23 protein-coding genes are annotated in these 23,842 nt (G+C 69.4%); 10 read left to right on the top strand and 13 right to left on the bottom strand.

From position 1 onward, the window contains the following. Window positions 1–692, bottom strand: a 692-nt coding sequence (xerC, locus tag HJC40_RS44360; protein ID WP_250009882.1) for a tyrosine recombinase XerC, incomplete at its 3' end; no start/stop codon positions are given. A 126-nt stretch (window positions 693–818) separates the two neighbouring features. On the opposite strand from xerC, the gene HJC40_RS44355 reads away from it, so the two are divergent. From HJC40_RS44355 to HJC40_RS44330, 6 genes are all read left to right on the top strand, one after another. Further along, window positions 819–1,019, top strand: a complete 201-nt coding sequence (locus HJC40_RS44355; protein ID WP_250009881.1) for a hypothetical protein — start codon at window positions 819–821, stop codon at window positions 1,017–1,019. Window positions 1,020–1,078: 59 nt separating this feature from the next. Next, window positions 1,079–1,786 (top strand): response regulator transcription factor, encoded by a 708-nt coding sequence (locus HJC40_RS44350; protein ID WP_250009880.1) that lies wholly within the window; start codon window positions 1,079–1,081, stop codon window positions 1,784–1,786. Further along, the gene (locus tag HJC40_RS44345) at window positions 1,783–3,186 is read left to right on the top strand and encodes a HAMP domain-containing sensor histidine kinase (RefSeq protein ID WP_250009879.1); all 1,404 of its coding nucleotides are present in this window, start codon (window positions 1,783–1,785) and stop codon (window positions 3,184–3,186) included. Before HJC40_RS44350 ends, HJC40_RS44345 begins: the two co-directional genes overlap by 4 nt. 66 nt (window positions 3,187–3,252) lie before the next feature. Then, window positions 3,253–3,519 (top strand): hypothetical protein, encoded by a 267-nt coding sequence (locus HJC40_RS44340; RefSeq protein ID WP_250009878.1) that lies wholly within the window; start codon window positions 3,253–3,255, stop codon window positions 3,517–3,519. Further along, window positions 3,516–4,838 (top strand): ferredoxin reductase family protein, encoded by a 1,323-nt coding sequence (locus HJC40_RS44335; RefSeq protein WP_250009876.1) that lies wholly within the window; start codon window positions 3,516–3,518, stop codon window positions 4,836–4,838. The genes HJC40_RS44340 and HJC40_RS44335 overlap by 4 nt, the downstream gene beginning before the upstream one ends. A gap of 116 nt (window positions 4,839–4,954) precedes the next feature. Next, the gene (locus HJC40_RS44330; RefSeq protein ID WP_250009875.1) at window positions 4,955–5,341 is read left to right on the top strand and encodes a hypothetical protein; all 387 of its coding nucleotides are present in this window, start codon (window positions 4,955–4,957) and stop codon (window positions 5,339–5,341) included. Between the two features lie 649 nt (window positions 5,342–5,990). On the opposite strand, the gene HJC40_RS44325 is transcribed toward HJC40_RS44330, so the two are convergent. The 4 genes from HJC40_RS44325 to HJC40_RS44310 form a co-directional block, all read right to left on the bottom strand. Then, window positions 5,991–6,587 (bottom strand): hypothetical protein, encoded by a 597-nt coding sequence (locus HJC40_RS44325; protein WP_250009874.1) that lies wholly within the window; start codon window positions 6,585–6,587, stop codon window positions 5,991–5,993. Between the two features lie 620 nt (window positions 6,588–7,207). Beyond that, window positions 7,208–7,996, bottom strand: coding sequence for an FAD:protein FMN transferase (locus tag HJC40_RS44320; RefSeq protein WP_250009873.1), 789 nt, complete (start codon window positions 7,994–7,996; stop codon window positions 7,208–7,210). Next, window positions 7,993–8,478: an FMN-binding protein gene (locus HJC40_RS44315; RefSeq protein WP_250009872.1), complete on the bottom strand. Its 486-nt coding sequence runs from the start codon at window positions 8,476–8,478 to the stop codon at window positions 7,993–7,995. Before HJC40_RS44315 ends, HJC40_RS44320 begins: the two co-directional genes overlap by 4 nt. 21 nt (window positions 8,479–8,499) lie before the next feature. Beyond that, window positions 8,500–9,918: a ferric reductase-like transmembrane domain-containing protein gene (locus HJC40_RS44310; RefSeq protein WP_250009871.1), complete on the bottom strand. Its 1,419-nt coding sequence runs from the start codon at window positions 9,916–9,918 to the stop codon at window positions 8,500–8,502. A 229-nt stretch (window positions 9,919–10,147) separates the two neighbouring features. Here HJC40_RS44310 and HJC40_RS44305 point away from each other — a divergent pair, with 229 nt between their 5' ends. Together HJC40_RS44305 and HJC40_RS44300 are read left to right on the top strand one after the other, a co-directional pair. Next, a complete protein-coding gene (locus tag HJC40_RS44305; protein ID WP_250009870.1) occupies window positions 10,148–11,317 on the top strand; it encodes a DUF3500 domain-containing protein in 1,170 nt (389 codons plus the stop codon). Between the two features lie 4 nt (window positions 11,318–11,321). Then, entirely contained in the window at window positions 11,322–12,662 is a 1,341-nt protein-coding gene (locus tag HJC40_RS44300; RefSeq protein WP_250009869.1) for a HupE/UreJ family protein, read from the top strand. 78 nt (window positions 12,663–12,740) lie between these two features. Here the strand turns inward: HJC40_RS44300 and HJC40_RS44295 are convergent, their stop codons facing one another. The 5 genes from HJC40_RS44295 to HJC40_RS44275 form a co-directional block, all read right to left on the bottom strand. Further along, a complete protein-coding gene (locus HJC40_RS44295) occupies window positions 12,741–13,793 on the bottom strand; it encodes a bifunctional glycosyltransferase family 2/GtrA family protein (RefSeq protein WP_250009868.1) in 1,053 nt (350 codons plus the stop codon). Continuing rightward, on the bottom strand, window positions 13,793–14,752 hold the full coding sequence (locus HJC40_RS44290) for a phosphodiester glycosidase family protein (protein ID WP_250009867.1): 960 nt from the start codon (window positions 14,750–14,752) through the stop codon (window positions 13,793–13,795). Before HJC40_RS44290 ends, HJC40_RS44295 begins: the two co-directional genes overlap by 1 nt. 119 nt (window positions 14,753–14,871) lie before the next feature. Then, window positions 14,872–16,656, bottom strand: a complete 1,785-nt coding sequence (locus HJC40_RS44285; RefSeq protein WP_250009866.1) for a carbohydrate-binding domain-containing protein — start codon at window positions 16,654–16,656, stop codon at window positions 14,872–14,874. Further along, entirely contained in the window at window positions 16,653–17,432 is a 780-nt protein-coding gene (locus HJC40_RS44280; RefSeq protein ID WP_250009865.1) for a polyphosphate polymerase domain-containing protein, read from the bottom strand. Before HJC40_RS44280 ends, HJC40_RS44285 begins: the two co-directional genes overlap by 4 nt. Next, window positions 17,429–18,025, bottom strand: a complete 597-nt coding sequence (locus HJC40_RS44275) for a DUF4956 domain-containing protein (RefSeq protein ID WP_250009864.1) — start codon at window positions 18,023–18,025, stop codon at window positions 17,429–17,431. Before HJC40_RS44275 ends, HJC40_RS44280 begins: the two co-directional genes overlap by 4 nt. A gap of 345 nt (window positions 18,026–18,370) precedes the next feature. Here HJC40_RS44275 and HJC40_RS44270 point away from each other — a divergent pair, with 345 nt between their 5' ends. After that, window positions 18,371–18,808, top strand: coding sequence for a hypothetical protein (locus HJC40_RS44270; protein WP_250009863.1), 438 nt, complete (start codon window positions 18,371–18,373; stop codon window positions 18,806–18,808). Window positions 18,809–18,914: 106 nt separating this feature from the next. Here HJC40_RS44270 and HJC40_RS44265 read toward each other — a convergent pair whose 3' ends face one another. Further along, window positions 18,915–19,520, bottom strand: a complete 606-nt coding sequence (locus tag HJC40_RS44265; protein ID WP_250009862.1) for a TetR/AcrR family transcriptional regulator — start codon at window positions 19,518–19,520, stop codon at window positions 18,915–18,917. Between the two features lie 139 nt (window positions 19,521–19,659). Between HJC40_RS44265 and HJC40_RS44260 the strand changes: the two genes are divergently transcribed. After that, window positions 19,660–20,208, top strand: coding sequence for a cysteine hydrolase family protein (locus HJC40_RS44260; RefSeq protein WP_250009861.1), 549 nt, complete (start codon window positions 19,660–19,662; stop codon window positions 20,206–20,208). 94 nt (window positions 20,209–20,302) lie between these two features. On the opposite strand, the gene HJC40_RS44255 is transcribed toward HJC40_RS44260, so the two are convergent. Then, on the bottom strand, window positions 20,303–22,798 hold the full coding sequence (locus tag HJC40_RS44255) for an HAD-IC family P-type ATPase (RefSeq protein WP_250009859.1): 2,496 nt from the start codon (window positions 22,796–22,798) through the stop codon (window positions 20,303–20,305). Between the two features lie 663 nt (window positions 22,799–23,461). After that, window positions 23,462–23,842, bottom strand: a 381-nt coding sequence (locus tag HJC40_RS44250) for a tyrosine-type recombinase/integrase (protein WP_250009858.1), incomplete at its 5' end; no start/stop codon positions are given.

Genomic DNA, 23,842 nt, shown 5'->3' with positions numbered 1-23,842 from the left:
AGGACTTCGCCTTTGCGCATCCCGGTGCAGATCATCACCTCGAACAGCTCCGCCAAGGGGTCATTGACGGTGCGGCAGTGCCGCAGGAACGCGCCCGCCTCAGTGGTGCTCCAGCAGGTGAGCTCGGGTCGCGCCGGTCGGGGGATCTTGGCGAAGCGGGCGGCGTTGTTCGGGAGCCGGTGGTTGCGCCGGGCGTCGTTGAGCGCACTCGACAAGGTGGTGATGCACCGCCGCAGCGTGACCAGGCCCCGGCCAGCGGCGAGTTCACGCTGGACGAACTGGTTGACGTGCTCGTGGGTCAGTCGTTCCAGGGGTATGGCGCCGAACGCGGGGATCAGGTCGTTGCGCAGGTAGTCGCGGTAGCGGTGCACCGTGTTCGTCTTCAGGGTCGCCGACTTGGTGTCCAGCCAGTGGGTGAGGTAGCTCGCGACGGTTTCGCTGTCATCGAGGCTGACCCCGGCGCGTTCGCACTCGAGCACGTGGGCCAGAGCAGCCGAGGCCTCGGCCTTGGTGGCGAAGCCGGTGCGGCGCATGGTCCGGCGTGTGTCCAGGCTCGGCAGGTCGACGGCGAAGGCCCAGCTGCCGTGCCGGGCGTCAGTCAGCTTGGGGCAGCGGGCGCCGAACTGCCGGCCGTTACTGTCGCGGCAGGCGCAGCAGCGGTAGACCCGGCCTCGGTGTGGATTCGGTCTCATGACGTCCTCCTTGGTAGAGGTGAGCTTCTGTCACCTCTACCGGTGCCCGTTCGGCTGCGACAACATCGCGACAACCCCGCATGTCACCCCTGCGTGTGACCCCCGTACTTGTAGCTCGGTCAAGGGATGCATCGGTTCCTGGAATCGCCCATCTCCACCGTCGATGTGGACGTCGCCGAATCCGCCGGGCCCGCCGAGCCGGTGTTCAGCCTCGTGCTTCCCGCGATGGTGCTGTGGTTCGCCGCGCTGAGCGCGGTGTTCCGTTCCCGTCTGGTCGAGCGGGCGTTGGTTCCTCGTCAGATGACTGCCCTCTTACGGAAAACTTAGGGCATTCAGCGCCGGCTCTCATCGGGCGTCGGCAGCCTGTTCAGGACGGAAGGGGCTCGATGCGGGTTCTGGTGGTGGACGACGACGCGGCGGTGCGGGATTCGCTCGCGCGGACGTTGCGGTTCGAAGGCCATGAGGTCGACACCGCCCGGGACGGTCAGGAGGCCCTGGCCATGGTCCGTGCCGGTGAGCCGGACGCGGTGATCCTGGACGTCAGCATGCCGGTGATGGACGGCATCGAGTGCTGCCGCGAGTTGCGGGCGGCCGGGGTGCTGGTGCCGGTGCTGATGGTGACCGCCCGCGACAGCGTGGGGGACCGGGTCGCCGGGCTCGACGCCGGCGCCGACGACTACCTGATCAAGCCGTTCGCTCTGCAGGAGTTGCAGGCTCGGCTGCGAGCGCTGATGCGCCGGTCACTGCTCACGATCCCATCAGCCGCGGAGGCGCCCAGGGCGCAGGACGAGGTGCTGACGTACGCGGACCTGCGCATGGATCCCCGGACCCGGGAGGTGTGGCGCGGCGACCGTGCGTTGCGGCTGACCCGGACCGAGTTCTCGATCCTCGAGGTGTTTCTGCGGCACCCGCGGCAGGTCCTTACCCGGGCCGTGCTGTTCGAGCAGGTCTGGGGATACGACTTCGGGGAGAGTTCCAACAGCGTCCACGTCTACCTGGGCTATCTGCGGCGCAAGCTGGAGGTGGCGGGGGAGAGCCGGCTGCTGCACACGGTGCGTGGTGTCGGTTTCGTGCTGCGCGAGGAACCGCTGTGACCGCGGTCCGGCGGTGGTGGGACCGCCGGACCTTGCACGATCGGCTGGCCCTGTTGGTCAGCGGGGCGGTGGCGGCCGCGGTGCTGCTGCTGGCGGTGGGGTCGTGGCTGGTGGTGGCCGAGATCCAGCAGCACCGGATGCGGTCGGAACTGACCGCTGACGCCGCCGCCATCCAGGCGGCGCCGCAGCAGTGGGCGGCCGCCTCCACCTCGCTGCCGGATGTTCGTGGCCGCCACGGGCCGCGCCAACTCGGGCCGCGCTGGCAGATCCTCGACGCGTCAGCCGCGGTGATCAGCCGGTCGGCGAGCCCGCTGCCGGTGACCGACCGGGCGAGGCAGGTCGCCGCGACCGGGCGCCGGTCGGCCGAGGAGCAGATCGATGTCGGCCGGGGCAGCTATCTGATGCTGACCGTGCCGGTGAACGGCGGTGGCGCCGTTCAGGTGGCCATCGACCAGGACCCGGACAACGAAACGCTGACCGTGTTCGGATTGCTGCTCGCCGTCGGTTGCCTGCTCGGGATCGCCGGCGCGGCGTTCCTGGGCCGGACGGTGGCCCGGGCCGGGCTCGTGCCGGTGCAACGGCTCACCGCGGCAGTCGAGGACGTCGCGGTCACCATGGACCTGACCCGGCCGATCACGGTCAGCGGGGTCGATGAGATCGCCCGGCTCGGCACCTCGGTGAACACCATGCTCGCCGCGATCGACACCGCCCGGCGGGCGCAGCGGGCGCTGGTCGAGGACGCCGGACACGAGCTGCGCACCCCGCTGACCAGCCTGCGCACCAACATCGAGCTGCTGCTGCAGGTGGAACGGCACCCGGAGCTGGCCCACCGGTTGTCCGCCGAGGACCGGGCGCGGCTGCTCACCGACCTCGAAGCTCAGGTCGGCGAGCTGGCGACGCTGACCACCGAGCTGGTCGAGCTGGCCCGCGAGGAGACCACCCGTGAGGCCGTGGAGCCGGTCGAGCTCGGCGAGGTGGTCGAGGCCGCCGTCAGCCGGGTTCGGATCCGCGCGCCCGGCCTGACCTTCACCACCGACCTGGTCCCGGTCACGGTGCGGGGCCGTTCCGGCGAGCTGGAACGCATGGTGGTCAACGTTCTGGACAACGCGGCCAAGTTCAGCCCGGCCGGGGCCACCGTGCACACCCGGCTGACCGTGGACGGCGACACCTGCCTGCTCTCAGTGGTCGACGACGGCCCCGGCATCGACGAGGCCGACCGCCCGCATGTGTTCGACCGGTTCTACCGGGCGGTGGCGGCCCGCTCGACGCCCGGCTCCGGCCTGGGCCTGGCGATCGTCGCGCAGACCGCAGCCCAGCACGACGGGACGGTCAGCACCGGCCGCCGCGAGCCACACGGCACGACCGTCAGCATCCGGCTGCCCCTGGCCCCGGCTGCGTAGCGGTTCTTAAGGAAAGTTTAGAAGCAGCCAAGGCTCATCACACGTCGGCGACGGACCGTGGGATGCATGAGCACGATGACCACACCCACCCGGCCCAGCACCACCGCCGAACCCGCAGCCGCGTATGCCGTACGCGGCAGACGGCAAGCGGTCGCCGTGCTGACCGTTGCCACCTTGCTCGGCGTCTGGCTCGGCACCTCAGCCCCCAGCGTGTCCCCGGTTGCGACCACGCCGGCCCCGGCCGCCGGGAACGCCGTGCGGCAAGATCCGGCGGACCTGGATCCCGCTCCGCCCGGCCCGGCCGGACCCAACGGCGGCGGGAGACGCCGGTGAGCGCCCAGCACCTGGCGGAACCCCGGATCTCCTCGCGTGGTCTGCTCACGGCGATCAGTGCCGGCGCGCTGGTGGTGGCTTGGTGGCCGGTCGCCGTCGCGGTCCAGGCCCCCGCTCCCCTTCAGCTCGCGGTGCTGCTCGCCCACGTGTGCGGGATGCTCGCCGGCTACGCGGTCGTGGTGCTGCTGGGCCTGATGTCGCGTACCCCGGCTCTGGAACGCGGCATCGGCGCGGACGTGCTCGCCCGCCTGCACGCGCGGGGCGGCCGGATCGTGATCGGCCTGATCGTCGTGCACGCAGGGGCCGCCGTCGTGGCGTGGGCCCGGTCCCGGCAGGAGAACGCCGTACTGGCGTTGTGGCATGTACTGCGGCTGCCGTGGCTGATGGCGGCCACGATCGGCACCCTCGCGCTGCTCGCCGTCGGCCTGGCGTCGGTGCGAGCCGCCCGACGGCGCCTGACCTACGAGACCTGGCACACCCTGCACCTGCTCACCTACGCCGGTGTGGCGCTGTCGTTCGTCCACCAGCTCGCCGGCCCGGATCTGACCGGCCACCGGTGGCTGCAGATCAGCTGGGCGCTGCTCTACACGTACGTCTTCGCCCTGGTCCTGATCCACCGCGTGCTCACGCCGATGCGCCAGGCGGCCCTGCACCGGCTGCGGGTCGCCGCCGTCATCCCGGAAGGCCCGGGGGTGGTCAGCATCGTCGTCGAGGGCCGGCACCTGCGGGAGCTGCGGGCCGAACCCGGGCAGTTCTTCCGCTGGCGGTTCCTGACCCCGGACACCTGGCGCACCGCCCACCCGTTCTCGCTGTCCGCGCCGCCGGCTGACGACCGGCTACGGCTGACGGTCAAGGCCCTCGGCGCGGGCAGCACCCATCTGCAGGACGTCGCGGTCGGCACCTGGATCGTCGCCGAAGGCCCGTACGGTGCGATGACAGCTGCCCGGCGCACCCGCCGCAACGTGCTGCTCATCGCCGGCGGGGTCGGCATCACCCCGATGCGGGCGCTGTTCGAGACCCTGCCCGTCCGGCCCGGGCAGGACCTGGTCCTGCTGTACCGCGCCCGCGGCCCCGAGGACCTCGTCTTCGCCCACGAGCTCGAGCAGATCGCGCACGACCGGGGCGCCCGGCTGTTCTACCTCGTCGGCGCTGCCCACGACTGCCTGTCAGCCCCGGCCCTGCTGCGCGGCGTCCCCGACCTCGCAGACCGCGACGTGTACCTGTGTGCCTCGCCGCGGATGTCCGACGCCGTTCGGATCTCGCTGCGCGAGGCCGGTCTGCCGTCTGAATTTCTGCACGAGGAACGCTTCGCATTCTGAACGCACAGCGCATTCTCATCGGAATCTTAGGAATACCCGTCAGCGCTTCTTATCGGCCCGGCCGACCATGGGCCTTGCCGGAGACACCGGCGCTGACGGACGAACGAGGAATCACGATGACCGACCCGACGCCGCGCGACACCGACGACACCACCCCGATCGAGCCCGCTCCGGCTGCCCCGGTCGCGGCGGCGCCCGCCCCGGCGCCGGTCAGGAGCCGGTGGTACGGCCGGCGGACGCCGCTGCTGATCGCCGGCGCCGCCCTGGTCCTGGGCTGCCTGCTCGGCGGCAGCGGGGTCGGGCTCGCCGCGTCTGTCATCGACGACCACGGCAACCACAACAGCCACGACGAGCACGCCGACGGCCGCGGCGGCGAGAACAACCGCCACCAGCGGAACCGCAACGGCGACCGTCGTCCTGACGGCCAGGCGACCCCGACGCCGTCGACGCCTGCCAGTACGGCCCCGGAGACAAGTGCACCGACACCTACCGCTTCCACGTGAGCCGCCCTCAGGCGTACTGACAGAGCCGGCCGGCAATGAAGCCGGCGCAAGCGGCCCGGGTCGTTGACCGCGGTGACAAACCTGTCGTTCATTTCGGTCCCGGCTGGTGAGCGGGTTTCTCGGTCCTAGGAGGCCCGGCCCGACCACCACCTGCCGATGTGCTGGTCGGGCCGGTTTCGCCGGCGGCGCGACCATGTTGGGCGGCGTGCGCCATACCAATCCAAGGGGCAGGCCAACGCCTGGACCTGAGGGCATCCGCTAGTGACCCGGGTTCCGGTCAGCCCCGCCCGCTGAGGTACGCAGGGCACTGGTCTCCAGTCACCGGCACCGGCTGCTGTAGGCGCAGACCGCGGCCGATGTTGTGGTGATCGCGGGCGCCGCGCGGCTGATCCAGCAGGTTTGCGGACCAGCGCGGCAAGCCCGGCACCGCCGTACTGATCGGCGGGCCGGGCTATCTGTTCTCCACCATGACCAGAACCGCATTGGGGTGGGACGAGGGTTGGCACCCAGCTCGGGTGCCGGGGTGTACGGCGCCCGGTTCTGCTCGACCTCGCCGCGGAGGGAACCCGGGGCGGCCTTCGGATCAGGCGAAATACGTGTCTCGAGACAGAAATGCAGGGCCGCCCGACCACGGGCGACCCTGCATCGATCACTTCCCGGCGGCGTGAGTGTGCTGGGTGAAGGTGGCCAGGTCGGCGCTGAGGTCGTACTTGACGGTGGCGCCGGCTTTGGTGCCGTGCACGTCGTAGGAGCCGTCGGGGTCCTTACCGACGCTGGTGACGGTGATCGTGGAGTCCTTGGCCTTGACCGCGGCGGTCACCTTGGCCAGTTCGTCGCCGGTGACCGGGGTGTCGTTGGAGCCGCCGCCGTGGCCCTTGCCGCCGCCGCGGCCGGTGCTCTGGTTGAAGGTCGCCAGGTCCGCGCTGACGTCGTACATGACCCTGGCGCCGGCTTTGGTGCCGAGCACGTCGTAGGAGCCGTCGGGGTCCTTGCGCACGCTGGTCACGGTGACAGCCGAGTCCTTCGCCTTCATCGCCGCGGTCACCTTCGCCAGCTCGTCTCCCGTCACCGCGGTGTCGTTCGACCCGGTCTTGCCCGACCCGGCCGCCGTGCTCGACGACGCGCTGGGCGAGGGCGTCGCCGTCGCCGCGTCAGCCATCGCCGAACCACCGAGCACGACCACCCCGGCCGCCATGATTCCCGCCGCGGCCAGGCCCGCACGCCGCGCCATTGACATCGATTTCATCGACACCGGGATAGCTCCGATCATTTCCCCGCACCGACCCGCTGCCGGCGCTGCTAATGACATGAGATTGGGGGCCGAACCTGGCTATCACCTGTCAACGGCCTGGATCCCACCTGTCATCGGCCATTCTTAGAAAAGGTGACTACGTCTTCTTAATAGCTTTTTATGAAATTCTTCTAAGAACGAAAGGGTAGCCTCGCCGCACCTCGTCGACCGTAGACACCTGCGGGGGGCTGCGGTCGGTGACCCCGCGGACGTCGTCGAATCCAGGCATGCTGCAGTCCCGGAGGACGCAGACCCCGGCGGATCTGGAGTCGGATCGCACCTCCGCCACATGCGGTGTCCAGACGGTGCTGCACCGCCCGCCGGCGCGATGGTCGACAACGGGTACGAGGTGCGCTGCATTGTTAGAGGGCAGCGCCATATCACCTTGCCTGGACATAGGGCGCCTGCTCATTCGGCGGCACCGACCGGCCGAACTGATCAACCAGGGGCCTGTCGTCATTCAGTGATCTACCGGCGGGGGCCCGGCCGCCGCCGGTCGCACCAGTGCCGATGATGTTCTGCTGTTCGCCCGTAGCACCATGAGGGCGTCCTGGCCGTGAAGTCCGGGATCTGGCTCAGGTCGCCGGCCAGCGGCTCGTGGTCCGCAACAGGCCTGATCGGGTGATCAGTAGCGCGTCGTATCCAGCGCGATGGTCCAGCCAGGGCAGCGCGGCCGGGCCCTGGGCTGCGGCGGCGGTTGCGTAGACGTCCGCCCACAGCAGGGTGGGGCCGATGACCGTGACGGCCCGGACCGCGGTGGTGGGTTTCCGGGTCCGCGGGTCGATGATGTGCGCGCCGCGATGAGTGCTGCCCGAGGTGGCGACCGCGCCGGTGCGGCGCTCGACGACGCGCATGATGCGGGCCGGGTCGTGCGGGTGTTCGAGGCCGATCCGCCAGGCCGGCTGGTCCGCCGGGGCGTGCACGAGCACGTCGCCGCCGGCGTTGAGGCACCAGCCGTACCCGTCGAGTGCCTGCAGGTGCCGGGCGGCGCGTTCCACCGCCCAGCCCTTGACCAGGCCGGATGGGTCGTAGCGTGGTTCGCCGGTGCGGGGGTCGGGCAGTCCGCGCGGGTCGAACCAGCCGCCGGTGCGGTGCCGGGCCTGTTCGCACAGGGCGACGACCTGCGCGAGCAGCGGGTCGGCGTCGGCGAGGCGGAGCGCGCCACGCTCCCACGCCGAGAGGTCACTGCTGTCCCGGTACGGGCTGAGCACCGCGTCGACGTGGTGCAGTTCGGCGAACACCGCGGCGATCCGCTGCTCGACGTCGTCGCCGGTGAGCTGGTCACCGCGCAGGTGGATGCTGACCGGCAGGCCCATGATCTGGTCGACCCAGGCGCGCTGCGGCACGGCGGTGGTGGCGCTCATGAGAGGTGGGCGGCGTCGAGGGCGGCCTGCAGTGAGGTGAGGTAGCCGTCGCTGGTGACAGTGGCGCCGGAGACGGTGTCGATGTCGGCGCTCTGGGCGGCCAGGGTCTCCTGCCGCAGGACCGGCAGGGCGTAGGCGTTGATCTCCTGGTCCCGTCCGTTCTCGGTCGGGTAGACCGGGACCGCGACGTCGGTGATCTTGCCGTCGGCGACGGTGATGGTGACCTGCACGTTGCCCCACCGGGTCGACGCGACCGAGCCGGTGTAGGTCTTCGCCACCCCCGAAGTGCTGGTCGTCGGAGCTGTGCTGGTGGTCGGGTCCGGTTCCGGGGCGGCGCCGGTGGTGGTCGGCGCGGGCGTCGGCCCGGTGATCGTGATCGGGGCGGCAGTGGCCTGGGCCGGGGTGCTCGTGCTGGTGCGGTAGCTGAACAGCAGCACGACGGCCGCCACGGTGGAGAACAGCCACAGGCTGATCCGTCGCATCGTCTTCGTCCTTTTCGCTGGTTACCAGGAGAACAGTTCTGTGTGCAGGTGCCCGGGTCTGACCCCGGCGTCTTGCGCGGCCGTACGGGCGGCTTGCGTCCACGCGTCAGGTCCACACACGTACACATGGGCGCCGGTGATCTGCGGGGCGATCTCGGTCAGGGCTGCAGCGTCGGTGTGGTCCGCGTACTGGCCCGGGAGCCAGGACGGGCGGGTGGCGCGGGGGCCGAGCAGGTGGACGACCCGGACGCCGCGGTGGGTGGCGAACCAGTCCAGTTCGGCGCGGAACGCCACCTCGGCCTCGGTGCGGGCCCGGTAGATCAGGGTGGCTTCGCCCGGGGCGTAGGGCAGGTCGCCGAGCAGTGACAGCAGGGGTGTGACCCCGATGCCGCAGGCGAGCAGGACGACCGGGCCGCCGGTGTAGGACTCGCCGGTCAGCTTGCCGTACGGGCCCTCGATCAACGCCCGGGTGCCGGGCCGCAGGCCGGCGACGCGGGCGCTGCCGTCGCCCAGGTTCTTGACGGTGATGCGCAGCATCTGCCCGTTCGGGGTGGCCGACAGCGAGTACGGGTGTGACCGCGACCAGCCGGGCCCGTCGAGGAACCGCCACTGGAAGAACTGCCCGGCCCGGGCCGGCAGGGTGTCGAGGCGCCGCCCGGTCAGGTAGACCGAGGTGAGGCCGGGGCCCTCCGGGGCCACGTGGGAGACGACCAGCCGGTGCCGCCAGGAGCGCCACGCGGGCACTCCGATCCGGTAGACCAGGACGCCGCCGGCCGACACCGCGTACAGGGTCCACCAGTAGGCGGTCGCGGCGGGGGAGCCGATGAAGTCCGTGCCGGTCCACAGCTGGTGCGGCAGGGCGAGGCCGGCGCCGAGGTAGGCGTACAGGTGGAGCAGGTGCCAGGACTCGTAGCGCAGCTTGCGCCGGGCCGCCCGGATCGAGGTGACCACGACCATGATCAGCGCGAGCGTGCCGGCGGTGGCCAGCAGCATCCCGGGGTAGGTCCAGATCATGTCCCACAGCTCGGCGAACGCGTTGGCGTGGGCCGCGGCGGCGTAGCCCAGGGTGATCAGCACGACGTGGGCGATCATGAGCCAGAACGAGGTGAAGCCGGTCCACCGGTGCCAGCGGGCCAGCCGGTCCTGGCCGAAGGCCCGTTCGACCAGGGGGATCCGGGCCATCAGCAGCACCTGCAGCAGCAACAGGTCGGACGCCCACAGCCCGGTCAGCCGGCCGGTCGCCGACACGGCGTCGGAGCCGCCGCCGAGGATCTGCTGCACGCCGCCGTTACCGACCCAGAGGGCGGTCACGATCAGCAGGCTCACCCCGGCGGCGAGACCGCCGGCGTCGGCCCACCAACGCGGTGTGGCCCGGCGCCGCACGTTGTGGGCGCCGGGCGGGGGTGAGGCGACGGCTGGAGCGACGGCTGTCACGGTCATGACCACACCTTCGGTCACGAACTTAAGAGAAGGAGCCCCGCATCCTATGGATTGTCTATGAGTTCGCTATGGGAGGCGCCGTCTTGGTCGCTGAATCGGATGAGATCAGCGCTGTATTGAGCGTCTTATCTGATTCTTATGAATGCCGGGGGGTTTATTGAGGGAGGAAGGGTAGGCACGAACCAGACAGACGACTTCACGGCGACGCTCAAAGGAGACATCGGTACACATGCGTCAACATCTTAAGGTCACCTCCGGCGCACTGTTGTCGACGGTGCTGGTCCTCGTCGCCGGTTGCAGCTCCGACGATGCGGCGAGTCCCGCGCCATCCGCGAGTGCCGCGTCGGCGTCCGGCCGCGGTCCCGGCGGACCGGGCGGTCAGGGCGGCCCCGGCGGGGGAGGGCAGATCACGGCGGTGAACCTCAACACCAACGGGGTCAGCCCGGGCGGCGCCAACACCGCCGCGGTGGTGCAGGCCACGAACGCCTTCCTGGCCAGCCTGGATGCCACCACACGTGACAAGGTCGAGTACGCGTTCACCGAGAACAAGGCCCGCCAGACCTGGTCCAACTTCCCCGCCACCGCTGTGGCCCGCGAAGGCATTGCCATGGCCGATCTGACCGCCGATCAGCAGAAAGCCGCCGACGCCGTCCTCGCCGTGGCGCTGAGCCCGGCCGGTGCTCAGCAGGACGCGAACATCCGCAGCTCCGACGACGAGCTCAGCCGGATCAGCGAGCAGGGCGCCAGCGATTTCGGCGCGCTGAAGGACTATTTCATCGCCGTGTACGGGACGCCGTCGGCGACGGAGCCGTTCATGGTCCAGTTCGGGGGGCACCACCTGGCCCGCACGCTCACCTACAACGGTGACAAGGTCAGCCAGACCCCGCAGTTCGTCGGCACCGAACCCACCTCGTTCCAGAAGGACGGCGCAACCGTCGAGCCGCTCAAAGCCGAAGCCACGGCCATGTTCGGCATGATCGCCGCGCTCAGCGCCGAGCAGAAGGACACGGCGAAGTTCACCTCCGGGACCTTCGACGATCTGCTGATGGGACCGGGCAAGGACACCGGCGTCTTCCCCACTCCGGAAGGACTTCAGGTTTCCGCGCTGACCGCCGAGCAGAAGAAACTCGTCACCACCGCGATCCAGACGTACACCGGCGACCTCGCCGACGCCGCCGCCACCAAACTGCTCGCCAAGTACACCTCCGAACTCGACCAGACCCGCATCGGCTGGTCCAACAACACCGGCCCGACCGACGAGAACAGCTACATCCGCATCGACGGGCCGAGCGTGTGGATCGAGTTCATCAACACCCGCAGCCAGAGCACCCCGGACATCCACTACCACTCGGTGTACCGGGACAAGACCAACGACTACGGCAGCACCAAGCCCAGCTGATCGGATGCGCATCAGCTCAGTTCTGCGCGCAGCCGGGATGATGCTGGCCTGCCTCACCGCGGCCGGCGTCACCCTGGCGGCCGCACCTCAGCCTGCCCAAGCCCATCCGCTGAGCACCACCGCCGTCCTGCTCAGCGCCGAGGCCGGCCGGGTGACGGGGCGGGTGCAGCTGCCCATCGACCGGCTCGCCATCGCCCTGGACCAGCCGCTCACCACTGCCGCCGTCCAGCAACCGGGAAAGATCGACGAACTCCGCGGATACATGCTCAGCCACATGTCGGCGGCCGATCAGGCCGGGCCGTGGGCGGTGACCGCCGGTGACGGCGCCGTCGAGACCATCGACGGCGTCGACCATCTCGTGTTCGCCATCGTGCTGCAGCCGCCGAACCACCAGGTGGGCGACTTCCAGCTCACCTACGACGCGATCCTGCACCGGCTCGTGTCGCACAAGGTGTTCGTGTCACTGCGACCCGGCAGCGGGAAGGACTACACCACTGTCGGAGTGCTCGACTGGCAGCAGCACACTGTGGCCGTGCCGGCGGCCGGGGCTGCGCCTCAGGACGGGTTCACTGCCGCTGTCCATCTTGGGATCAGGCACATCGCCGAGGGCGCCGACCACCTGCTGTTCCTGATCATGTTGTTGCTTCCCGCACCGCTGCTCGCCCGCCGACGGCGGTGGGTGCGCTCCGACGACCTGCGCCGGAACTGCTGGCGGGTGGTCCACGTGGTGACTGCGTTCGCGATCGGGCACTCCATCACACTGGCGCTCGGCGCGCTCGGCTACATCAGCGTGCCGACCCGGGTGGTGGAAAGCCTCATCGCGCTGTCGATCCTGGTGTCCGGCGTCCATGCGATCAAGCCTCTGGTGCCCGGTGGGGAAGCCTGGATCGCGGCCGGGTTCGGGCTGATGCACGGGCTGGCGTTCGCGGCCTTGCTCGGTGACCTCGGGCTCGGCCGCGGCTCGCTGGTCGCCGACCTGCTCGGCTTCAACATCGGCATCGAACTCACCCAGCTCATCGTGGTCGCGCTGCTCATGCCGTCGCTGCTGGTACTCAGCCGCACCAAGATCTATCCCGGCGTCCGCATCACCGCCGCCGGGATCGGTGTCGTCCTGGCCGCCGCCTGGCTCGCCGAACGCACCACCCTGATCGTGGCGAACCCGTTCAACCACCTCACCGACGCGCTCATCGAACACCCTTTCCTTGTCGCCGTCACGATCGCCCTGATCGCGGCGATCAGCTGGGCCGCACCGCCACTACGAGCCACCACGGCCCGGACACCGGCGCCGGCCGGTCCCGGCCTCCGAACGTCCGTGGATCACTCCGGGTCCGTCAGTCACCGATAGAACACACCGCAGCGATCGAGGACCTCGAGGAAGCGGTGCTCGGCGGCGACCTCACCGTGGGGGCTGGGGTGAGTGTCGTCAGCGAGGCTCGTGACCAGTGGTGACGACCGGCGCGACCGGCAGCACGGGTGTTGCCGCCGGCATTAGGGCCGGGAAGATGATGATTCGCTGCACCAGGTAGTTCGCGGCGAACAGGGCGGCCTCGGCCACGAGTTTGGCTGCCAGCACCGATCCGGTGACCGAGGTGAGCACTTCCAGCAGCACCACATTGACGGCGAGCAGGGTGACGGCGAGCAGCACGTACCGGAGTGCCGAGCCGCGTGTGCCGAAGACGTACCTGCGGTTGATGCGGTAGTTGACGGTGGCGCTGATCAGCCGGGCGCCGATGGCGGACAGGGCCACGTTGCCGGTGAGCGTGACCAGGGCGAGCAGCGCCACGGTGTCCAGGGCGAACGCGAGCATCGAGGACAGGCTGAAGGCGAGCAGCGGGCGGTAGATGCGCAGCGAGTCGCGTACCGGGCGGAAGTGTGAGGAGGCGTTGTGCCGCAGGTAGATCGTGGCGATTTCGACCTCGGCGATCGGCAGTCCTTCGCGGGTCGCGCGCAGCAGCAGTCGCTGCTCGTATTCGAAGCGGTCGCCGTCGACCTGGCCGAGCCAGGGCAGCATCCGGGCCGGGTAGGCGCGCAGCCCGGTCTGGGTGTCGGTCAGCTTCCGGCCGGTGACCGCGCAGAACAGCGTGCGCGTGACGGTGTTGCCGAGGCGGCTGCGGGCCGGTACCGGGCCGGTGAACCGGCGGCAGCCCAGCACCATGGCGGCGCCGGAGGTGGTGACCCGGTCGGCTACCGCTTCGATGTCCTCGGGGCGGTGCTGGCCGTCGCTGTCGGCGCAGACCACGTCCCGGCCGGGGTAGTGGTCGTGGATGTGGCTGAAGCCGACCCGCAGCGCGTGGCCCTTGCCGCGGTTGCTCGGCACGGTGAGCACCTGGGCGCCGAGCTCCTGCACCTGGGTGAAGGTGCCGGCGTAGCCGGGTCCGCTGCCGTCGTCGACGACCACCACGGTGTGGTGCGTCAGCCGCCGGACCAGGTCGATCAGGTGCCGGCCGGGTTCGTAGGCCGGGATGAGGACGATCATCAGCCGGCCACGTAGAGGATGTCGCTGGTGCCGCGTTCGTCGCCTTTGCCCAGCGGATTGTTGATGAGCTTGCCGTTGAACACCATCGCGGATGATCCACCGCCGTCGAGGTTGTAGGCGACCTCGGCACCCCGATCGGTGAAGATCTGGGCGAGCTCGGTCATCGTGACGCCGCGGCTGTAGCCGGGGCTGCGCCCGTCCACGACGACGAACAGCAGGTGGTTGTCGTCGACCAGGCCGACGGCCGTACGCGGCTGGTTGCCCTGCACGGAGTGGTTGCCGAAGTTGGTGTCGACCTCCACCGCGTCGATCCCGGAGAGGATCTTCCCGCCGTCGACCACGGCGGGCCCGAACGACAGCGTGTTCCACACCCCGGCTTCGAGAAGCTCGTCGGCGCTGGTCCGGGTCTCGTCGTAGATCTTCGCCGAGCCGTCGGCGTAGAAGGCGATGCCTTGCCGGGCGCCTTTGTCGCGGAACTTCACGCCGTTGCGGATGACGATGCCGGTGGTGCGGAAGCCGTAGCAGTCGCCGTTGATGGCCAGTACGGCGCCGGCGTCGGCGGCGATGGCGGACGGGTTGGCGATGATGTTCTCGCCGAACTGGTCGTTGGCGAAGGCCGAGCGCACGATCGTGGCGTCGGAGACCGTCACGTCGGCGACGAAGGAGGTGACCTGGTCGTTGCCCGAGCCGGTCACCACCTTCTCGATGGAGATCTTGGCGGTGTCGCTGGTGTAGCCGGTGGCGGTGCTGGTGCCCGTCGAGGCGGCGTCAGCTGCCGTGACGCCGGTGCCGGTCAGGGTGGAGGCGTGGGACACCTCGACGTGGTCGATGACGTACCGGTTGAGGGCCCAGGTGCTGCCGCCGCCCGCGGCGACCAGCGCGCCGAGTCCGCCGGCGAGGAACGCGCGGCGGCTGACCGGCCGGCGTCGTGTGGTCGGTTTCTGGTTTTCGCTGCTCACGTATCTAGTCAAGGCGGCGTCGATGTGCAGCGCCTGTGCCCGCACTGGCCCTGGGATAGGAACACCGAAGAGCGGGACCGGCCAGGTGCGCCGGTCCCGCTCTTCCATCCGGTACGGGGTCAGCGCCCGTGCCCGCCGAATCCGCCGCCGGCCGGCGCGTCGCCCGCCGTGACTGTGGTGATCTTCTGGGCCGAGCCGAGTGTCCCCGAGGCGGACAGCCCGCCGGTGCTCGCGCCGGAAGCCTCACCGCCGGAGTAGATCGTGTATTGCTGGCCCGTCTCGATCGCCGGGGCCGAGTAGACGATGTTCTGCATCGCCTTGGTGGTCACGAAGCTGGCCAGCACTGTCCCGTCGCTGTCGGCGATCTGCACCGTGGTACCCGCCTCGACAGCCGAGTCGAGGCTCGCCGACAGCCAGCCCTGGGTCGAGCCGGTGTCCGGTGTGACCACCATGCCGGATGAACCGGCCGCGACCAGGACACCCCCGCTGATGGTGAAGGTGCCGTTGACGTCGAGCGCACCGTTGCCGCTGCGGGTGGGGCCGCTGACGACGACGGTGCCGCCGGTCATGCTGGCTGTGCCGTTGGAGTCGAAGCCGTCACCCTCGGCGTTGATCACCAGTGTCCCGCCGGTGACCGTCGCGGTGTAGGGGCCGACGTCCTCACCGCCACCGCCGCGACCGGCCTGTTGCTCGCCGGTGGTCGAGTTGCTGGCCGCGTTGAGTCCGTCGTCGCTGGAGGTGAGGTCGACCGAGCCGCCGTTGACGGCGATGTTTGCCGATTCGATGCCCTCCACTGAGGAGGCGATCGTGAGGGTGCCGCTGTCGATCTGCAGGTTGCTCTCCGCGTGGACGCCGTCGTCGCCGCTGGCCACGGTGATCGTGGCGCCGTTCAGCCGCACGGCACCGTCGCTGTGCACCGCGTCGTCCGACGAGTCGACTATGACTGTGCCGCCCTCCAGGACCGAGATGGCCCCGGACTTGAGGCCCTTGGTCGAGGTGTCGTCGCTGGGCGTGGTGGTGGCGCCGCCACCGGCGGCGATGGTGACCTTGCCGCCGGTGATGACCAGGTCGGTGGTGGCGTCCACGCCGTCGCCGCCGGCGGTGACGGTGACCGTGCCGCCGGCCACGGCGACGAAGCCCGCGTCGGCGTCTTCGGCGTTGTCGGCCTTGAGGCCGTCTCCGCCGGCGGTCACCGTGATCGTGCCGCCGTTGACGACGAGGTAGTCCTTGCCGCGGATGCCGTCGTCTGCGGCGGTCACGGTGATCGTGCCGGACTGGATGACGAGGCCGTCCTTGGCGGCGATGGCGTCGTTGCCGTTGCCTTTGACCGACAGCGCCCCGGCTCCGGTGACGGTGAGGTCCCCGGCACTGAACAGCGCGGCGTTCGCAACGGCATCGTCGGCGTACGAGGAGGCGTCGGCCAGGTCGTTGGTGCTGCCCTCGGCGAGGTCGATGACTAGTTCGCCCGCCTCGGTCGCGCCGATCGCTGCGGTGGTCGAGCTGGTGATGTGGGCGCCGTCGAGGATCAGGGTCACGGTCGCCTTCGGTGCGTTCACCACGATCTGCCCGTCGGTGAGCGTGCCGGAGACCCGGTACACACCCTCGGCGGTGATGGTCACCGTGCTCCCGTCCACCTTGACGCCCTTGCCGGACGACGTGGCCGAGGTGCCGGACAGCGTGATGTCGACCGCGCCGGAGGTGTCGGTATCGGACACCGTCTGCACGTCCTTGTCGGATGCGAGCACGTCGGCTGCGGTCAACCCGGCCGACACCGCGACAGCGGTCACGCCGCTGCCGGAGGAACTGGTGGTGGCGCTGTCGTTCGAGAAGGAGCAGCCGGACAACACTGCTGCGGCCAGGACGGCCGAGGTGACGGCGCTCAGGAACTTCCTACGGATTCTCATGATCGGCTCGTTTCCGGGTCGGCGAAGTGGCGCCGCAGCACAGGGCACCAACGGGTGGCGGGAAGGTCGGGGCGCAGTGCGGCCAGGCCGGTGGCGTACTTGGAGATCGGGACAGGACGGTGCGCGAGCGACCAGAGCAGCCGGTCGACCGGGGAAGTGGCACGGTCCGACTTGGTCTCCACGATCACCCGGCCGGGCAGACTCAGTGCGGTGCCGCCGGGAAGGCTCCAGGTGAGGCCCAGGTCGACGGTGACCCGGCTGCCGGTGGACGGGAGCAGCAGCGTGATCCGCTCATACTCGGTGGTCAGGGCGAGGTCGAAGTGACGGCCGACGTCGGGGACGCCTGCTCTGCTCAGCGCGGTGACGGCCAGCTCGGTGTCCGCCGGTGCCAACAGGTCGTCGCTGCCCGCGTACGGGAATCGCTGTTTGACTGTCGTGCCGCGCGCGCCTCTGGTCTTCACTTCGAGGAAGCGCAGGTCCGAGTCGACGTAGGTGCGGACCCGCAGCTTGAAGCGGCGCCGCCGGCGCCGTGCGGCGCCGTGGTAGCTGTCGAGTCCGGGGGTGTCGAAGTAGGCCGACCGGTAGCCGAACCGGCGCCGGGCGTCGATCTCCAGGGCCTGGGTGTCGTCCGGCAGGGCGGCCAGCACCGACGGCAGTTCCGTGGCCGGGAGCAGATATTTGCGGTCCACCCGGGTGAGCAGGCCGGCGCGCTCGTTGAGTTCGGCCAAGGTGACCGGTGCGAAGTGGGTGGCCAACTCGTCAGCAACGGCGATCACGCGACACCGACCCGTTCGTGCGCCGGGCTGGACGCGTGGGACACCGGCGCGCTGGACACCACGTACCGGACCTCGGCGAGTGTGGTGTCGTTGACCAGGTCGAGATGCTTGATGCCGACGTGCACGACGCGGGCTCCGAGCAGCATCTCCAGGTGGGCGCGGAGCGTGTCCTCGTCGGTGAACGCCACCCCCAGCTGGACGGTCTGCTGCCGGTACCGGCGCAGCACGCGGGGGTGGTCACCGATGAGCAGGGCCGCCACCACCAGCGCCATCAGCGCGTAGGTGATCGGGCCGACCGAGCTGCCCAGCCCTGACAGCAGGCCCAGCGCCAGGGCGGCGAAGTAGTAGGCGAGGTCGACCTGGGCGATCTCGTCCGAGCGCAGCCGGATGATGGAGAGCACTCCGAACAGGCCGAGGCCGAGGCCGGCGCCGATGCTCGAGGAACCGAGCACCGTGGCGGCGGCGAGAACGCCGATGTTCACGGTCAGGAAGGCCGCCACGAGATCACGGCGGTGATGCCGCGGAAAATACACAGCGAAGGTCAACAGGACGATGGCGACAAGGTCGGCGCCGATGGCAAATAACTGACTCACGGTGCGTTCCTTCGATCCGACTGCAACGACCGCTTCAGTACGCCCGACCAGCCTGTCGAATCTCTGTGGCTTCCCTGTGCCGCTGATGCGGATCGTTCACCTCGCAGGAACCGGCCGTTCACCGAACCTCGGACCGGGTCAACCTATGAGCCGGCTGAGACTTCCTGTGCAGGCGCTGTTATAGCCGCAAGCGCCCCGGCCGGCTCCCGATTGAGCCCTCTGTGCGGAGCGAGCGTCGCCCCGCGGGACATCAGGGAGACCACAGATGACATCGATCAGCGCCCTCAGCTCGACGACCGGCACCTACCTGCCGGCCCGCCCCTCGAAGAAGGAAGGACAGGACCGATGGCCAAGGTCGCCGACGCGCTCGGTCTCAGCAGCGACGACCTCAAGACAGCGCTGAAGAGCGGCAAGAGCCTCAACGACGTCGCCGAGGAGCAGGGTGTTTCGCACGACGACCTCATCACCGCGATCAAGCAGGGCGGCTCGGATGCTGCCACTGAGATCACCGACGAGATGGCGGAGGAGATCGCCAGCACCGTCGGCAAGCCGACGCCCCCACCCGGGGCCGCGCCCGGTGGGCCGAAAGGCGAGAACTCCTGCCTACGGGACTCCAGCAAGCTGAGCCGACTCTCCGAGCTGCTGAACATGGACTCGTCCTCGGTCACCAGCCAGGCCACCAGCGCCTCAAGCCTGGTCAGCATGTTGCAGAGCAAGGGGGTCGATCTGACCCAGCTGCGCAGCGTGCTGAACAGCGGCGACCTGCTGGACGTCGCCGCCTGAGCCGCCGCCGTCGCAGGCCGGCCCGGCACTCTGGCGCGCCAGCGAAAGTTGCGCCAGGTCACCACCCACCGAACGGCTCCCGAATCGCCTCCTGGCCGGACTCAGCTCAAGGGGCGTTGGTCGGGGGTTCGATCAGGGCGGTCACGACGTCGCGCAGCGGCGAGGACAGCTGACCGGCCGTGGCGTCGCGCAAGGGCTGCAAGCCGGTGGCCGAACGCACCACAGCGACACCGACGCCCAACGCGACCAACAGTTCAGCTCGCAGAAGCAGATCGTCGTCGGCGTCGTCCACCGATGAGTGGCCGGCAGCGGCCAGGACCTGAAGCGCGGCGTCGAGCAAGGCCTGGCCGCGCAGAGCGTCGACCCGCTCGTCGCCGGCGGCCCGCAGCAGCATCAGGACGGGGTGTTCCCCGAACTCAGGCCATGCTCCGGCGGACAGCTGGTGGCTGAGAGCGTCGGCGAGCGAGTGTACGTCACCCGGGATCCCGTCGTCGCGGCCCAGGAACCGAGGCGTCGCGGCGACGGCAGCTTTGAACAGGCCCTCCTTGGAGCTGAAATAGCGCTTGATCAGGGCGAGGTTGACGCCGACGTCGGCGGCGACGTCGCGCAGGGTGGTGCCCTCGTAGCCCAGGCGGATGAAGCGGTCGCGGGCTGCTTCGAGCAGGGCCTGCCTGGTGGCGGCAGCATTGCGTCGTCGCGTGACGTCCGTCATCCGGGCTCCCTCCCGCGTGTTGACCGCAGCATAGCGGTTGCTCCGCAGCTAAGTCATCATTTGTTGACATGGCGGTAGCGGGGACCTACCGTGGCCATGTCATCGCCTGATGACTTGTTTTCATGTCGGGAAGGATCCCATGACTCAGCGCGCGCTTCTGGTGATGGACGTCCAGGAAATGGTCGTTGCTCGCTATCCGGATCCGGATTATCTGCCCCGGCTGAGGCAGGCGATCCACGCGGCGCGAGCCGATCAGATCCCGGTGATCTACGTGACGGTGGGATTCCGCCCAGGGGCGCCGGAGGTCAGCCCCCGCAACCGCATGTTCGGCCGGCTGGCCGGCAACGCCGGAGCAGCCCACCCCAATCCGGTCCACCCCGACGTGGCCCCCGAACCCGGCGACATCGTGGTCACCAAGCGCCGGGTCAGTGGGTTCGCGGGCAGCGACCTCGAGCTCGTGCTGCGTTCCGGCGGCATCGACCACCTGGTCCTGACCGGCATCGCCACCAGCGGCGTTGTGCTTTCCACCCTGCGGCAGGCGGCAGATCTCGACTTCGAGCTCACCGTCCTGGCCGACGCCTGCCTCGACGCCGACCCGGAGGTGCACCGGGTGCTGGTGGAGAAGATCTTCCCGGCGCAGGCCGAAGTCACCTCCGTGGCCGCGTGGATCCGGGCCGGGAAGTCTTGACGAAGCTCGCCGACCTCCGACCGTATCCAGGGCGGCCGGGCAAAGGGGGACGGTGTCGGCACACTACGACGGCGCCGGACCGTGGTTCGCTGAGTCAGTCCCATTCGGCCGGCCGATGGAAGCCGGTCATGCGGCTCAGCAGGTCGAAGCGCCAGACGGCACTCAGCAGCAGGAACCATAGTGGCAACGCCATGCCGGCAACCATGAACGCGGCGAAATCAGGCAGGAGACCGAAATAGTCGGCGAGCGCGGGCGTGGCCAGAATGGCGAAGAAGATCGTGATCAGAGCGCCGACGAGTAGAGCGGGACGCTTGTCACGCTCTACCGGTGTCCAGCTCGCGAAGACGCGTGCCGGCGGTTTCAGGAACAAGATCAACAGGAACGCGGCGAACGAGGTGAACACGGTCAGTCCGGTCTGGGCGACGACGGTGGCGGTCTGTTCGGTGAAGGTGGCGTTGGTGCTCAGCAGCCCGGTGAACTCTTCGAAGCGGGCGATCAGGTTGTCTGGCACCTTCTTGTCGGGCAACGTCATCACGAACTGGTACAGGATGGCGTAGACGGTGACGCCGAACAGCGCGGTCACGACAGCGGCGGGGACGACGAATCGGGCCAGCGAGCCGATCAGATGAGGATTCGGCGGCTCCGGTTCGGCCCAGGCGGTGAGCAGCATCGTGGGCAGGCCCACGGTGAACAGCACCAGAGCCACCTGCGCGGGCTCATAAGGGAAGCCGAGTCCCAGGATTGCCACACCGACGATGATCAGGATGGAGGTGCTGACCCGCGCCAGATAGAGGTACATCGACGTGGCGATGCCCGTGACGATGCGCCGTCCCTGACGTTGGGCCGGTGCCAGCGCGTCGAAGGAGTCGTCGAGCAGGACGATGTCGGCGATGTCGCAGGTGACGCTGTTGCCGCCGGCCAGGGCGACACCAACGTGGGCCCTCTTCAACGACGGGATGTCGTTGACGCCGTCGCCGATCATCGCGGTGTACCGGCCCTGACGGCGCAGGCTGCCGAGCATACGTTCCTTCGTCCGTGGTGCGACCCGGCCGAACACGGTGCCGTGGAGCACGGCGTCGTCGAACGCGGCCGGTGTCATCGCCTCCAGGTCGGCGCCGGTGGCCGGATCACCGCCGTCCAGGCCGATACACCGGCCGATAGCGGCTACCGTGCGTGGGTCGTCGCCGGAGATGACTTTGATCTCGACGCCCTCGGCGCGCAGATCCGCCAGTGCCTCGCCGACCCCGTCGCGGAGCTCGTCGCGGAGGGCGACCAGCGCCAGTGGCGTCAAGGCGGGCAAGACGGGCATGCCGTCGGTGTCGAAGAAATCGGCGTCGGCGTCCGCGGTCGCGGCGAACAGCAGCACCCGCAGACCATGGCGCGTGAGGTCATCCAGGACGGCGTACATCCGCAGGTCAGCTGCGGCGGACAGCGCACCGTCCAACGCCTCCACGGCGCCCAGGACGTAGCCGCCACCAGAGCCGGCGACCCCGCTCCACCGGCGTTGCGGTGAGAACGGGACCCGCTCCTGCAACGCCGGCTGCGACCCCGGCAGCGCCTGCGCCAACGCGACGACGGTGTGGTTGCGGGTCGTCATGGCATCGACCGCGGTCCCCAGCAACCGCCCTACCGTCTCCGGGTCGCGCCCGTCGAAGGTTGCCACCCGGTCCAGGTGCATCCGGCCGGTGGTCAGGGTGCCGGTCTTGTCGGTGCAGAGCACGTCGACACTGCACAACGACTCGACAGCGCTGATCTGCTGGATCAGCGCACCCCGGCGGGCGATTGCGGCGGCGCCGACCGCGTAGGAGATGGTGATCAGGAAGAACAGGCCGTACGGCACGAGTCCGGACAACACCGCCGCGGTCTGCACGACCTCGACCAGGGTGAGTCCCTTGAGCCCGGCGTTGGCCAGGACCGCCGCGCTCATCAGCGCCACGGTCAGCATGATCAACCGGACGATCGCGTCGATGCGCCACTGCATCGGCGTGGGGTCGAGTTTCCACGCCTTCGCGGTCACGGTCAGCGCACCCGTGGTGCTGTCGGCGCCGACCACCTCGGCCGTCTGGTACGCCGACCCACCGAGAACCACCGTGCCCGAATGGAGCCGGTCACCGATTCGCTTCGGTACCGGTTCACTCTCCCCTGTCAGCGGCGACTCGTCGACTTCCAGGCGGTAGCCGGTGGTCACCGGCCCGTCGACGACGATCTGGTCGCCGGCGGCGACGTGCAGTAGGTCGCCGCGGACGACTTGTTCGGGAGTAACCTCCTGCTCGGCGCCGTCACGGACCACTCGGCAGGGTGCGCGGTGCAGCAGTCTGAGGCGGTCGAGTTTCTGTTTGGCGCGTACTTCCTGGATCGAGCCGATCAGCGAGTTGAGCAGGCCGAGACCGACGCTGACGACGGCGTCCTTCGGCCGTCCCATCACCAGCAGGGCGAGCCCGATCGCGTACAGGAAGTTGTTGAACAGGGTGAACAGATTCGCCCGCAGGATCGCCCAGTAACGGCGGGACGTCGCCGACGGCACGGCGTTCGTCTCGCCACGCTCGCGCGCGGCAGCGACCTGGGCGGAAGTCAGCCCGGCGGCCGGCATGGTCTCAGCATGAAGTGCCGTCATCGCACCGCCCGTTCGATCGCCGTCTCTGACGAAGAGCGTAGGTGTTCGGCTTGCGGCGAATGACCGATTGGCAGGAGTCCTCTGCGCTCACAGCAGCGACACGGCAGGGGCACATGCTGCGTCGAGCGTCACCTCACATGGTTGAGGCATCAACGCAGGAGGGCGGCCGATGGGCCGAGACACCGCGCTGAGCCGAACCAGCGCGCTCACCGTCACACTCGCCGTGGCAGCAGCACGCAAGGTGGATATCAGAAGGTTCCGTGGCTGGCCGTCGCGCCGGCGAAAGAAGTGCTAGTTCTGGAGACTCGGCAATGCCTCCATGGCCTCAACATCCCGAAATCCCATACGGCCCGCATTCTGTGGCGGAAGTCGTCTTCGAAAACCGGAAAACGGTCATGCATCAAATGGCGGACGCCGCACTTGATTGGCCGTGGTCACACGCCTGGTCACAGCGATGATCAACTTCTGAGGGATTGGGTGATATCGGGCGGCCTGGGGGTCAAGGGGTCGCAGGTTCAAATCCTGTCAGCCCGACCGGGTATGACCAGGGGATATGCCATAAGAGGCATATCCCCTGCGATCGTCGAGGGGCGGTGTTGTCGCCTCGCTGTCGCAGACCTGCCCGCAGCCTACACCCGCTCACGCCGCCTGGGCGTCAGCGGCGTCCAGAGCCGCGCAGGTGGCACTGACCCCGTCGTCGGCGGCGTCGCGGGTGAGGTGGCCGTAGAGGTCGACGGTGGTGGACACGTTCTTGTGCCTCAGCGTCTTGGACACCACCGCCAGCGGCACCCCCTCGTTGATCATGATGGTGGCGGCGATGTGCCGCAGGTCGTGCACTCGGATGGCCGGCAGTCCGGCGTCGGCGGTGAGCCGGCGCAGATGGTCGAGCACGTACTGCGATCGCAGCGGCTGCCCGTCAGGTCGGGCGAACACCAGGTCGAGGTTCTCGTAGTGGCGGGCGGCCAACTGCTGCTGGCGCTGCCGGCGGCGTTGCCGCTGCAGCGCCTCGACGGCCCGGGC

The organism is Actinoplanes sp. M2I2, assembly GCF_023544445.1.
Classification (GTDB): domain Bacteria; phylum Actinomycetota; class Actinomycetes; order Mycobacteriales; family Micromonosporaceae; genus Actinoplanes.
Note: the sequence above shows the minus strand (reverse complement) of the source record. Positions and strands in the feature narration are given on the sequence as shown.

What these genes read in the sequence shown, in the direction of transcription:
- HJC40_RS44260 (WP_250009861.1), top strand. Translation starts at nt 19,660, where the DNA reads ATGACTCAGCGCGCGCTTCTGGTGATGGACGTCCAGGAAATGGTCGTT.
- HJC40_RS44325 (WP_250009874.1), bottom strand. Translation starts at nt 6,587, where the DNA reads ATGAAATCGATGTCAATGGCGCGGCGTGCGGGCCTGGCCGCGGCGGGA.
- HJC40_RS44315 (WP_250009872.1), bottom strand. Translation starts at nt 8,478, where the DNA reads ATGCGACGGATCAGCCTGTGGCTGTTCTCCACCGTGGCGGCCGTCGTG.
- HJC40_RS44295 (WP_250009868.1), bottom strand. Translation starts at nt 13,793, where the DNA reads ATGATCGTCCTCATCCCGGCCTACGAACCCGGCCGGCACCTGATCGAC.
- HJC40_RS44330 (WP_250009875.1), top strand. Translation starts at nt 4,955, where the DNA reads ATGACCGACCCGACGCCGCGCGACACCGACGACACCACCCCGATCGAG.
- HJC40_RS44350 (WP_250009880.1), top strand. Translation starts at nt 1,079, where the DNA reads ATGCGGGTTCTGGTGGTGGACGACGACGCGGCGGTGCGGGATTCGCTC.
- HJC40_RS44355 (WP_250009881.1), top strand. Translation starts at nt 819, where the DNA reads ATGCATCGGTTCCTGGAATCGCCCATCTCCACCGTCGATGTGGACGTC.
- HJC40_RS44285 (WP_250009866.1), bottom strand. Translation starts at nt 16,656, where the DNA reads ATGAGAATCCGTAGGAAGTTCCTGAGCGCCGTCACCTCGGCCGTCCTG.
- HJC40_RS44320 (WP_250009873.1), bottom strand. Translation starts at nt 7,996, where the DNA reads ATGAGCGCCACCACCGCCGTGCCGCAGCGCGCCTGGGTCGACCAGATC.
- HJC40_RS44305 (WP_250009870.1), top strand. Translation starts at nt 10,148, where the DNA reads ATGCGTCAACATCTTAAGGTCACCTCCGGCGCACTGTTGTCGACGGTG.
- HJC40_RS44270 (WP_250009863.1), top strand. Translation starts at nt 18,371, where the DNA reads ATGGCCAAGGTCGCCGACGCGCTCGGTCTCAGCAGCGACGACCTCAAG.
- HJC40_RS44255 (WP_250009859.1), bottom strand. Translation starts at nt 22,798, where the DNA reads ATGCCGGCCGCCGGGCTGACTTCCGCCCAGGTCGCTGCCGCGCGCGAG.
- HJC40_RS44300 (WP_250009869.1), top strand. Translation starts at nt 11,322, where the DNA reads ATGCGCATCAGCTCAGTTCTGCGCGCAGCCGGGATGATGCTGGCCTGC.
- HJC40_RS44340 (WP_250009878.1), top strand. Translation starts at nt 3,253, where the DNA reads ATGAGCACGATGACCACACCCACCCGGCCCAGCACCACCGCCGAACCC.
- HJC40_RS44265 (WP_250009862.1), bottom strand. Translation starts at nt 19,520, where the DNA reads ATGACGGACGTCACGCGACGACGCAATGCTGCCGCCACCAGGCAGGCC.
- HJC40_RS44310 (WP_250009871.1), bottom strand. Translation starts at nt 9,918, where the DNA reads ATGACCGTGACAGCCGTCGCTCCAGCCGTCGCCTCACCCCCGCCCGGC.